This window comes from Pelomonas parva (genome assembly GCF_043555835.1).
Lineage (GTDB): Bacteria > Pseudomonadota > Gammaproteobacteria > Burkholderiales > Burkholderiaceae_C > Pelomonas > Pelomonas parva.
The window spans coordinates 141,349-152,247 of record NZ_JBIGHV010000013.1; the positions used below are offsets into that span (position 1 = coordinate 141,349).

Consider the following 10,899-nt stretch of genomic DNA (forward strand, 5'->3'; position numbering starts at 1 on the left):
CCTTCGGGGGCGTTTTCGTTGCTGCACGCCGGCGGTGGCAACAGCTTGCCGAATGCCGCGTAGCAGCTTGCGCCGTCGCAAAAGCGCCAGGGCAATGTGCTGTTGAGACTTCGCGATGACCGCTCTGCGTCGCCTGATATAGCCAACTCGAATACAGGTTCAGCGTCGGGATCGCCAGTTCGCCGCCATCAGCAGCGATCATCGATTTCCAGCGTCGCGTTGGCACGTTGGCAAGCGCGGCGCGGCCGGGGCCAGGCCGTCTCACTGGCCGCTTGTTGCGGCCGCCGACTTTAGCCGGATCATTGTCTATGTCTCTGCCAGTCTGGACCTGTAATTCGACCGAGGTCTGCTATGGGCACTTTGCTGACCCTCGGACGCAAACTACCAAGGACAGCACCCAGCCTGAGGCTGCCGCCACCGCGCAATCACCCAGTACTCTGCGCATCCGCAGGCTTACGGTGCCGCCGCCGCTCTCGCTGCCAGCGTGCCCAGCTCGGCATACAAAGGCAGCACATTTGTTCCAAGCCCCGGATGAACGCGGTTGGACAACAGCACATAGAAGCTGCTGCTGGCGCGGTCAAGCCAGATGGCGCAGCCGGTGAAGCCGGTGTGGCCAAAGCTGGTGGAAGGATACAGGCTGCCGCGCGGGCGCGAGAAGGGAGAGGCGATGTCCCAGCCCATGCCGCGCGCACCGAGGCCGAGAAGTACTTGGTACTGGCCACTCTCAACCTCGTGGAGTGCATCGCCTTCGTCGGATCGACCGCTGCGGCCAAATAGCTTCGCGTCCCGGCCTGGTCAAGGTGGCGCGCCCGGACGCTCACACTGTTGAAGATCGCCGAGCAGGGCGACTCGGGACAGACGCGGCGCGTGGCGGCATTCGTCGCCGGCACGTTCAATGGGCGGACGTTCCCGTTCGATCTGTTCGAGCTGCGCGCCGTGGATGTCGACATCAGCGACGACATGCTGTGCTGCCTGGATGCGCTGCGATGGGCACGGGCCGATCTCTACACGCTCGTGCCAAACGGCGAAGCGCGGGTGCGTGAGATCGTTCGGCGCCTGCGTCAGGCGAGCTGACCAGATCGCGGCCGGCTGCACAAAAGAAAAGCCCCGGGGCATTGCCACGGGGCTGCAACCGGCAGGGCCGGCCTGCTCAGGGAGGAAAAGCAGGGGCTCAGTGAAGAGCCACCTGCAGTGTGCCAGCCCTTGCTAGAGCGGAGCTGGGGCGGCCCTGATGGCCGCTGTGCTCGTCAGGACTCTGCAGGAGAAGCCGCTGCTGCGTCAGTCGCCTTCTTGCGCGCCGGACGCTTGGCGGCGACCTTCTTCTGCGCTGCAGCAGGGGCAGCCTTCTTGGCTGCAGGCTTGCGACCTGGCTTGGCTGCCTTGGCCGCCTTTGCTGCCTTCGGCGCGGCGCCGACAAGGAACTCTTCGAGAGATCGGCCTGCCTCCAGCGCCTCGCGGATCCATGCCGGGCGCTTGCCCATACCGCCCCAGGTGTTGCCTGAGCCGTCGGCGTACTTCGGCGGCCTGTCGCCCTTGGTCTTGACCTTGCCCTTGGTCGCACGGCCACTGCCAGTCGAGGTGCTGCTCGCCGGGCCGAACAGGTCGTCGGCGGTCAGGCCGTGTTGCGCCATTTCCTTGCGAATGCGGACGATGGCGGCCGAGCGAACGGCGTCGACCTGCTTCTGGAGTTTTTCAATCTGGCTTTGGATCTGCGTCAGGGACTTGGCCACGTAATGCTCCGGGTGAATAACGCGAGCAGTCTAGCCAGGACTGCTGAAAGCGTTGAGTTTCAGAGTACCAACTGCGGCGACGCGTCACTCACCAAACCCTCGAACAGCAGCGACTGCAAGTCCAGGGCATCAAAGCACGCATCGAGTTCGCGCAGCACGCCTCGGGCCAGACGTTGCGTGGCGAGTGTCTGTGCCAGCGCGACCTTCTCGCTGGTGCTGCCGGCCTGCGCAATGAGTTGCTTGTAGTCGGTCGGATCGGCCGCCAGCGCTTTGAGGGATCGGTCCGTGCCCCGCAGGAGCGCATAGACCTCGTTGTAGCGGAGGCAGGCCGCTAGCCGTGGCTCGACGGCCTTGGAGGTGTTGCAGTACGCGAGCAGCGTCTCAAACACCCGTTCTACAGGTCCGTCGTCGTTGACCTGGTTGAAGACCAGCCGCACACGACTGGCGGGTACGCCAATGCGGGCCAGCTCTGCCAGCGTGGCTGCTGTGTCCTGCTGCTGCTTGCGAGCCGGCACGGTCGGCACGATGTAGCCGTCGAAGTCGAGGTGGCTGCCTTGGTAGCGTTGCATGAGCTGGAGCAGCTCTTCGACGTTGCTGGCGCCGATGTCGACCACGACATTGGAGGCGGTCTGCAGGAACTCCTGCAGTTCGGCGAACTGTCGGCCGCGGACGGTTTTGCCTTGCGTGTCGTCGGCATTGATGCTCTCCACCGCGATGACCTCGCAGCGGGGGATGCGTGGCGCCAACAGGTGGCGGGCGATGGTGCTCTTGCCGACGTTGCCGGAGAAGTTGATGATGGCGAGTTTCATGGGATCTCCTGGGACTTGAGTAGAGGGTTGCTGGGGTTGGCGCTGAAGAAGGCCTCAGCCACGTCTCGGCCGCGCAAACCGCCTGGCAGGTCGTGCGGTGCTGGGCGGGGCCCGGGCGCGAGTGACTGCCGCGACGCTGCGGGTGTCGAAGGTGCGGGTGGCGGTCCTGGCGCTGAATGCAGTGCGCTGCCGACCTGACGAGTGCGCAGTCGCTGCACTTCCCGGCGCAGCGCGCTCGTGCTGGCCACGACGCCGACATCAAGCAGCGCTTCTCGAATAGCCTCGTAGGTGTAGCCAGCGCCGTGCAGCTCCGCGATGTCAAAGGCGTACGCCGCAGCCTTGCGGTCGACGCGGCCGGGCGGACGTTTGGGGTGCAGTTTCATGCAGCGCTCTGGACTGGTGAGCTACCAATCTAGGTGCGCTGAACGTCGGCGAGCGAGCTGGATTCGGGGCAGAAAACCAGCGCGTTAGCGGCAGAACGGCGGCGCCTGGCTGCCGGATCGGTGTCATCGGCGGCGGCTACGCGGCGGTTCTGCGTCGGCTACCGGTCACAGGCGCCACCTGTGTGTCGGATGGACGGCGGGTCCGGCGCCAAAGCGTCGCCTTCGGTGCAGGTGGGCGCGGCTTTGCGTCGCCACGAGTGCGGTTCGCCGCCGGCTGCTTCCTCCACCTGCGGGCTGAAAGCCCGTGGTGAGGACAGAAATCCTTTAGTGCAGGATAGGCCGCGTGCCAGCTTGTGGATGTCAAGCATCGTGATCGCGTATCCGTTGCCTGCCGTAGCGAAGCAGAACGCGCATATTCAAACGGACGCTTTCGCGGCAGCGCGGGTTTGGGGAGGGCCGGAGACCTTCACGCGGAAGCCGTTTGGCCACTTCGCGCGTGACGTCGGCCGCCATTTCGAAGGAACAACTGGACGCATGGCGAAAGATGAGAAATCAGGTGGCCCATTGCAACCTGTTTGAGCCATGGGGCGGACCAGGTGAGCATGAGCAACTGGTCGCGCTAATTGGCCTGTTCTACAAGCTCACCTGCCTTCGCATTGGCCACCCTCCAACCTTGTAGGGCTTCGGTGGCCGCGTTTCCGCGCGCGATGACCTTTCGCTGCGAATCGCCTCCGTCTAGGTAGATGGAGACCAGTCGAAGCGCTTCCAGTTCCTTTGCGATCTCGCGCAGCTCGGGTCCGCGTTGACCGGCGAATAGCCCCGATGGATAGAAGCTCCACTCGTGGAGTGCTCGGCCAACGACGGACGCCTCCTTGATGGCATCGTCAAACGCGTCAGTGAACGGATCCTCGGCAGCCAATCTCCAGCTGTCCAACATGCGGCGGTAGAGCGAGCTGATCTGGCTCGCTAGTTGCTTCTCAGTGGCCGAATCCAGCTTGATGTGCGCAATGTGCTCCGAGTGCATCTCACGAGCGGCATTTCCAGCCTCTTCAATCAGAGCATCGAACTCGTGACCACCTCCCAATGCGCGCGGGTGGCGCACAACTTTCTCAATCGCGGCCGCGGCTTTGCGCAGTGGCGACGTGAGGCCGAGCTCCTCTGCTCGCTCCTGCGCCGCAATCCGCCGAAGCCCTGTTGCGAGGTCTCGACCTTCCGAGAGCCAGTACTCCGCCCACGGGTTCAGCTCTCTGTCCTTAAGGTCTAAGTCGCTCCAGCGCATGATCTCGCCCAACGTAGAAGCGGTTTCACTTCGGACCTTGGTGGCCTCTGGGTCCTGTTGCTTTGGCGGTTCGCCGTTGGCCAGGAAGGCCCGAACGGCCTCAATCACTTCGTCAGGCTCAGCCGGGCGGGACGACGTCAATCGGCGCACGTAGGGGCGATGGCCCACGTAGTACATCGGCGCCGGCCCCTTGGGGATCTGCAGGACGCACACCACCATTTCGCCCTCGACTGCCCATTTCAGAACCGGATGCACGGAGGGCTTGACCAAGCGGCAGATGCCAGCGACTCGCTCGGCGAGCTGGTCTCTCGCGGTTTGAGAGTCACAGGCGGCAAGTCCTACGACACTGCCATCGTCGGCCACCCCGAGAAGAATCTGCCCTGGATTGCTGGACGAGAACGCCGCAATCTCCGCGGCCAGGTCGCTGACCTGCTTCGGAAGCGCGCTTTTGTATTCAAGTTCCTGCGTTTCCCCTTGAGCACATAGATGCTTTAGGTCTGCAGTCAGCTGGCCATCGGCCCAAGGCGGCACGGGCATGGTGTTGCTCCCTTCTTCGGGGCATTGTCATCAAACTGGAGGCGCTTGCCGGCGAGCATTGGGACTCGATACCCAGTCCAGCTTGGGTAGAACAAGCCGGTGTGGGGAGCTTCGCGCAGGTTGGGCACGGCAGAATTCATCAGTCCCCACGCCTACAGTGAAGGTTTCCACGTCGCAATTCTGGCAGAGGTGGCGGGGTAGGTTGAACGCCGGAAGCGTCAACATCGCAGGAGCCGCTCCGCTCGTGCGATTGACCTCAGGTTGGTCGAGCGTATTCCGCGTTGACAGCACGACCGGGGCCGCCCCTAATCGGCTCACATCCTCTTCAGGAGGCAGTAGCTACCGGCTACGGCGCTCACGTTTGATATGAGATTCGAAGACCACTTCCGTTCAATTTCGGCAGAGCTCAATGCGGTCAAGGACCGCGTGCGCTACATGATTGACGATGGTCACTGGCCCACCGACGGCGAGTGGAAGGAATCTGTTCTGAGAACCATCATCCGCCGCTCCGCTCCTGCGTCGGTTTCTGTCGGACGGGGCTTTGTCGTCAAGCGCGACCAGTCATCCAGGCAGATTGACATCCTGATCTACGACAGCGCTCACCCGGTCCTGTACAGGGACGGGGATCTTGTCTTCGTCGCGCCAGCGGCCTGTTTGGCCGCAATCGAGGTCAAGTCGCGACTCACGCCTGCCCAACATGCTGAGGCGTGCGAACGTCTCGCAGACAATGCTGAGTTCATCCGAAGAGGGCGGGGCGGTGGCCGCGCATTCATTGGACTGTTTTCTTATGAGGAGCAGGCAGTAACGCCAGAGAAGGGACTGCATGCCTTGTTTGCTTCGGCCCGAGGAAGTAGCTATCGGGTTATCGACCACGCGGCGCTGGGTGAGACGAAGTTTTTCAAGTGGTGGCCAATGCCGCCTGGAGTGAGGCAGGCCGACTATCAGTCGTGGCACGCCTACGAGCTGGCTGGAATGGCGGCCGGCTATTTTCTTCACAATCTTTTGATGCACCTGAGTCCGGATGCTCGGCAGATAGACGATGACGCTTGGTTCCCCGAGCAGTCGAAGGAGGCAAATATGGTTGGCGGGCGGCGTCTGATAGACGCGTAGGCCGCTCTGCGCTGCGGCATCACGGCTTTCGCGTCGAGACCTGAGGCGCTGCAGGTAGCCTCAGAGCACGGTAGATAGCGGCGCCCGTTGGAAACCGCTAGTCGTACTTCCGTCGCCTCGGCCTATCGCTTTGGAGGGTTGTTGTCACGTCCACGGCCGGACGGCTCACCAGTCTTGCTTGGCCAGCCAGCGCCGGCGGTCGTCATAAGCGCCATTTCCATCTCGTTCTCCTTCAGCCCGTAAGCGTGGTGCCACTACCCGCTTGACCGCTGATCGGCTGGCTGGCTTTTCCGCTATTTTCGGTTTTCACTCAAGGTGGAACTTTTCTCACTGCAGATGGAACTGCTCCCGCTCGGCCAGACTTGTTCACCCTCATGACCTTTCATCGGCGCGCCGGTGCGCAGGGCGCAGGGCGCAGGGTTTGAGGGCCGACTGACGCGCTGCAGGCCGCGTCAGAAACTCCGCCAAAGTGAGGCGACGAACAAGATCACGACGAACACCAGGAACAGCACCGATGGCAGGAACAACAACCACGCCAGAACCCGCTTCACCACGTTCGGCACACGCTGAACCGGCGAACGCGAGGCGGTAGCGTCGTCAGCCGCATCGCGTCGAGCCTCGGGAAACCAGACGGTGTCCAGCATGATGAACACGATGGCCAGAGCGACGATCGCGGGAGGCAGCAGAAGGATCAGGGAAGGAAAGACATTCATGGCGACGTGTCACGGCCCTGGTGCAACTTCATGCGCGCCGCCATCTCGCGCTTGGGGTCCAGCAGCACATCGATGAGCGCGCGCATCTGGTACAGCTGCACGCTCGGCGCGTCTTGCAGTTCCTCGAACATGCGCGAGGCGTTGTCGTCTTCAGCCATGGATGGATGTTGCCAGGATGCCGCCTTTGGACTTCACGCCGCCCGTGGGAGCGCGTGCTGCGCCGCGAGCGACCACGGCAGCAAGTCGTCGATCCGGTTCACCGGATGGTCGGCGATGCGCTGCAGCACGTCGCGCAGATAGGCCTCGGGGTCGAGCCCATTGAGTTTGGCGGTCTCGATCAAGCTGTACATCGATGCCGCGCGCTCACCGCCCGCGTTCGAGCCCATGAACAGGTAGTTGCCGCGCCCGAGCGCCACACCGCGCAGCGCACGCTCGGCGGCCGAGTTGTCGATCTCGATGCGGCCGTCGTCCACATAGCGCGTCAACGCCTTCCAGCGCGTCAGGCTGTAGCGGGCGGCCTTGGCCAACTCCGACTTCGTCGACACCTGGGTCAGCACACCCTGCAGCCAGAGCTGGAGCTTCTCCAGCAAGGGGCCGGCTCGCGCCTGCCGCTGCTGGCGTCGCACCTCGGGTGGACTGCCGCGGATGTCCGCTTCGACGGCATACAGGCCTTGGATGCGTTGCAGCGCCTGCGCCGCTAGGCCAGTGTCGTCACGGTGCTGTTCGTACAGGTCCCACCACGGCCGTCGCGCATGCGCCCAGCACGCAGCCTCGACGACCTGGCCGTCGTCGTAGAGGGCATTCCAACCACCGTAGGCGTCGGCCTGCAGGATGCCGCGGAAGTCGCGCAGATGGCGCTGCGGGTGCTCGCCCTTGCGGTCGGCCGAGTAGCGGAACCAGACGGCCGGCGGCGCGCTGTCGCCCGAGGGCCGGTCGTCGCGCACATAAACCCACAGCCTGCCGGTGCGGGTCTTTCCTTCGCCTGGCGCCAGTACCTTGACCGGCGTGTCGTCGGCGTGCACCTTGGCCGCAAGCAGGACGTGTCGGCTCAGTGCTGCAAGCAGGGGATCGAACAAGGTGTGGACCTGCTCCACCCAGCCGGCCATCGTGCTGGGATCGATCTCGACGCCTTCTCGCGCATAGACACGGCTCTGGCGGTGCAGGGGTGAGTGGTCGCAGAACTTGGACACCATCACGTGCGCCAGCAGCGCAGGCCCTGCCAGGCCTCGCGCGATCGGCCGACTTGGCGCGCTGGCCTGGAAGATGGCTTCGCACTTCGTGCAAGCCAACTTGGGCCGCACAGTGCGGATGACCTTGAAGCGAGCCGGCACGTACTCCAGGTGCTCCGAGACGTCGGCGCCGATGCTGCGCAGCCGGCCACCACAGGCGGTGCAACCACAGGACTGGCCAGCAGCGTCGTGATGCGCAGCGCTGGTGTCAGGACGAATCTCGCGTTGTTCGCGCGGCAGGTGTTCCGGCAAGCTGCGGTCGACGCTGCCGGCATTGGCGGCCGGCGTGTTGGGCTTGCGCACGGGCAACTGCTCCAGCGCCACCGGCTCGATGAGGCTGGCCTGCAAATCGAATCGCTCGCTGGACACGCCGAACTGCGCGCGCACGCGTCGTGCCAGTTGCAGCTTGAGCTTGTCGACCATCAGCTTGAGCCGCTGCACCTCGTTGGCGCTGGCCCGCAGCTGCTGCTTGAGCAGCTGCGCGTCGTCGGGCAGTTGGCTGATCGGGTCGATGTCCTGCGGCACGGACCTCAGTGTGCGGCAGGGTCAGCGCGTGTGCATCGGGATCACTCCCGAGAAGGCATCGCCTATGCAGCCAGTTGAGGTGAACTCGTGCGAGTTGGCATGCGCCAGTCGATGCCTTCCAGCAGCATCGACAGCTGTGCGGCGGACAGTGCTACGCGACCGTCAATGGCCTGCGGCCAGACGAAGCGACCGCGCTCCAGGCGCTTGGCCAGCAGCATCAGTCCTTGGCCGTCGAACCACAGCACCTTGATGATGTCGCCGCGCCGACCCCGGAAGACGAATACATGGCCATCGAACGGATTCGACGCCAGGGCCGTCTGCACCACGGCGGCCAGGCCGTCGAAGCCCTTCCTCATGTCGGTGTGGCCGGCGACGAGCCACACGCGCGTGCCCGATGGCAGGCCGATCATGCGAGGCTGCGCAGCGCGGTGAGCAACCCCAGAAGACTCTCCTGGTCGACGGCGCCTCGCAGTCGCAGCCGGGCACCGGCGAAGTCGAGTTCGATGCTGCCGGCACTGGTGCGAGTCGTAGTCGATGTCGGCACCGGTGGCGGCGACATCGAGGTGTCGCTCGACGTGGCCGAGGCGAGCGTGATGGGCAGCAGCACCGGCGCTGAGGCTTGCGCGGGCCCTGCGTCGGCGGCCTCGGCAGCGCAATGCTCTCGCCGCCACTTGAACACCAGGTTGGCGTTGATGCCATGCGCCATCGCGATGCTGGAGACCGAAGCGCCGGGCAGCAGGCATTGCCGAACCAACTCGCGCTTGAGTTCTGGGCTGTGGTCGCGCCGGCGGCGCTTGGAGGGAGTGTCTTGATCGGCCATGGTGTGCGCTAGCGATGCCTGATGCACACCATCTCAGGTGCGCAGGATCAGCCGATCTTGGCCATGACGCCGTCGACACACCAGAGGGCCATGAGGCCACGCTTACTTCAGCCCCGGAAAAAAGTCGTGAGCTCCGCCAGCCCGGGGCCGAGTCCGGGCGGGTCACGTGGAAATCTTTTGGCGCTAGTCCGATGCCCGGCCAACGGGGCGACGCGGTCCGATGAACTCGGAGTCGAGCGGAAGCTCAGTCAGCGCCACTTCGACTCGTCGGCGTACAGCCTTCAACGACGCCCCTGCCAGAGGCAGCGGGGTTGATGTGCCGTCCGCGTGAACCTGAACGAGCTGGATAGCAAACCGAGTCCCGTAGTGGTCAGTGGGTCCCTCGTAGCGGGCGATCTCCCAAGGCACGTCGAGAGAGACCTGCACGAATGAGCCTGAAGTGACTCGCCAGCATTCTCTGGGCCACTTCTTGAGGTGCGGCAATAGGTGACCAGCCAGCCCGGATGTGAGCCAGCCCATCACGGTTTCATGCCTTGCCTCGACCAGTCTTGGCAGAGAGTCCTCGATACGATGGGTAAGGGTGCCGTTGAATCGGCTGAGGAAGACAAGGTCGTCGTCTTCGCCGAACTCAGACACATCCCAGAGCTCGAGTGCCATGTCCTCGTAGCGCGGCCAAGGTTTTGCGTCGCCCAATGGGCGCACGAAATTGAACGATGACCGCAGTGCCAGAGCATTCTGGACCGTCACCGCCCAGCGCTCTTCAGACGTTGGCGAGCAGTAGGTCAGTCCGGACTTCTGCGGTTCACATCGAACAAGACTTATGGTCTTCTCGAGGGCGGGGCGGTCAGGGTCCTGCAGAAGGATCCGGAACCATGGAGGCTCCTCATGCAGAGTCGCTTGGCTGTCTCCATCGCCAAAATGAGTCCATCGCTCGACCTCTTTTTCAAAGAGGGCCATGGCTGCGCGAACGCCTCGAACCAGCTCAGTTGTCCCTCCGAGCCGGCTCTCCGAAGCTACAAGCCAGTAGGCATGCACGCTGGCGGTCCTGAAGAGCTCGGCGTGTGTCCAGCCTGTAACGGCGGCCAGCTCTTCGAGCTCGACCCGGCCGCCGGTGAGCTGCACGCCACCAAGGCGAACTTCGATTGCCTCAGCTGCGACCAGAAAAGGATCTTCGACCTGCGGCACAGCCCCCAGATAAATGCACTGCGCCGCGCTGTCGAGAAACTGCCGCGCCCGCTCGTTGCCCGCGGCGACCTGCTGTTTTAGGCGCTCGACAATCTCGTCTATCCGGCTTGGCGTTGGGCTTGGCGGCACCTGGAGCCGATCCGCCGCAACTCCGAGGACCTGGCACAGCGCCGCGAGGCGAGCACGACTGATGTTGTTTTCCTGCTCCCATTCATAGCATTGCCGCTCAAGCGCGTTGCGCTCAGGTACGTGACGCCTCTCGGCGTCGGGAAGGGCGCGGAAGACCAGCGTGACAAGCTCGGCTTGAGAGAGACCCCTCTCCTCGCGCAGCTGGCGGACGATAGACCCTTGAATGGGGAGATTTGGTGGCCGAGGCATGGACAGAATGTTGCCCTACGGCGACCTAGCCGCGTCCCGTTAAAAACCAGTTGAATACCCATGATTGATCTTTCCGGCTCTGTTGAATTTCAAGTGGGTTGCTGGGCGTGCGGGTTGATCGAGTGGAAGTCGAGCTTGCCCGCGATCAGGAAGATGACCGTCTTGATGGTCGACAGCCGTGTGAAGCCACGCGCGCGTCGC

Annotated in this window: 12 protein-coding genes and 1 pseudogene; 2 read left to right on the top strand and 11 right to left on the bottom strand. The window is 63.8% G+C overall.

The annotated features are described in order from the left end of the window. Positions 1–453 precede the first annotated feature (453 nt). Positions 454–723: pseudogene (locus tag ACG00Y_RS27020) on the bottom strand (hypothetical protein); the annotation flags it as partial. A 102-nt stretch (positions 724–825) separates the two neighbouring features. Here ACG00Y_RS27020 and ACG00Y_RS27025 point away from each other — a divergent pair. Further along, entirely contained in the window at positions 826–1,074 is a 249-nt protein-coding gene (locus ACG00Y_RS27025) for a DUF7673 family protein (RefSeq protein ID WP_394484442.1), read from the top strand. A gap of 173 nt (positions 1,075–1,247) precedes the next feature. On the opposite strand, the gene ACG00Y_RS27030 is transcribed toward ACG00Y_RS27025, so the two are convergent. The 4 genes from ACG00Y_RS27030 to ACG00Y_RS27045 form a co-directional block, all read right to left on the bottom strand. Beyond that, positions 1,248–1,730, bottom strand: coding sequence for an H-NS histone family protein (locus tag ACG00Y_RS27030; RefSeq protein ID WP_394484444.1), 483 nt, complete (start codon positions 1,728–1,730; stop codon positions 1,248–1,250). 59 nt (positions 1,731–1,789) lie between these two features. Then, entirely contained in the window at positions 1,790–2,539 is a 750-nt protein-coding gene (gene stbB / locus ACG00Y_RS27035; protein ID WP_394484447.1) for a StbB family protein, read from the bottom strand. Then, positions 2,536–2,922 (bottom strand): hypothetical protein, encoded by a 387-nt coding sequence (locus tag ACG00Y_RS27040; RefSeq protein ID WP_394484449.1) that lies wholly within the window; start codon positions 2,920–2,922, stop codon positions 2,536–2,538. The genes stbB and ACG00Y_RS27040 overlap by 4 nt, the downstream gene beginning before the upstream one ends. Before the next feature lie 619 nt (positions 2,923–3,541). Beyond that, positions 3,542–4,738 (bottom strand): AlbA family DNA-binding domain-containing protein, encoded by a 1,197-nt coding sequence (locus ACG00Y_RS27045; RefSeq protein ID WP_394484450.1) that lies wholly within the window; start codon positions 4,736–4,738, stop codon positions 3,542–3,544. Between the two features lie 366 nt (positions 4,739–5,104). On the opposite strand from ACG00Y_RS27045, the gene ACG00Y_RS27050 reads away from it, so the two are divergent. Further along, a complete protein-coding gene (locus ACG00Y_RS27050; RefSeq protein WP_394484452.1) occupies positions 5,105–5,848 on the top strand; it encodes a DUF6602 domain-containing protein in 744 nt (247 codons plus the stop codon). A 452-nt stretch (positions 5,849–6,300) separates the two neighbouring features. On the opposite strand, the gene ACG00Y_RS27055 is transcribed toward ACG00Y_RS27050, so the two are convergent. The 6 genes from ACG00Y_RS27055 to ACG00Y_RS27080 form a co-directional block, all read right to left on the bottom strand. Next, positions 6,301–6,561 carry a hypothetical protein gene (locus ACG00Y_RS27055; RefSeq protein ID WP_394484454.1) on the bottom strand — a complete coding sequence of 87 codons (261 nt, stop codon included), beginning with the start codon at positions 6,559–6,561 and terminating at the stop codon, positions 6,301–6,303. After that, complete coding sequence (locus tag ACG00Y_RS27060; RefSeq protein ID WP_394484456.1) at positions 6,558–6,719, bottom strand: hypothetical protein; 162 nt, start codon at positions 6,717–6,719, stop codon at positions 6,558–6,560. Before ACG00Y_RS27060 ends, ACG00Y_RS27055 begins: the two co-directional genes overlap by 4 nt. A 33-nt stretch (positions 6,720–6,752) precedes the next feature. Continuing rightward, positions 6,753–8,315: an IS66 family transposase gene (tnpC, locus tag ACG00Y_RS27065; protein ID WP_394484458.1), complete on the bottom strand. Its 1,563-nt coding sequence runs from the start codon at positions 8,313–8,315 to the stop codon at positions 6,753–6,755. A gap of 62 nt (positions 8,316–8,377) precedes the next feature. Next, a complete protein-coding gene (gene tnpB / locus ACG00Y_RS27070) occupies positions 8,378–8,725 on the bottom strand; it encodes an IS66 family insertion sequence element accessory protein TnpB (RefSeq protein ID WP_394484460.1) in 348 nt (115 codons plus the stop codon). After that, on the bottom strand, positions 8,722–9,135 hold the full coding sequence (gene tnpA, locus ACG00Y_RS27075; RefSeq protein WP_394484462.1) for an IS66-like element accessory protein TnpA: 414 nt from the start codon (positions 9,133–9,135) through the stop codon (positions 8,722–8,724). Before tnpA ends, tnpB begins: the two co-directional genes overlap by 4 nt. A 183-nt stretch (positions 9,136–9,318) precedes the next feature. After that, positions 9,319–10,698, bottom strand: coding sequence for a helix-turn-helix domain-containing protein (locus tag ACG00Y_RS27080; RefSeq protein WP_394484464.1), 1,380 nt, complete (start codon positions 10,696–10,698; stop codon positions 9,319–9,321). Between the last annotated feature and the right edge of the window lie 201 nt (positions 10,699–10,899).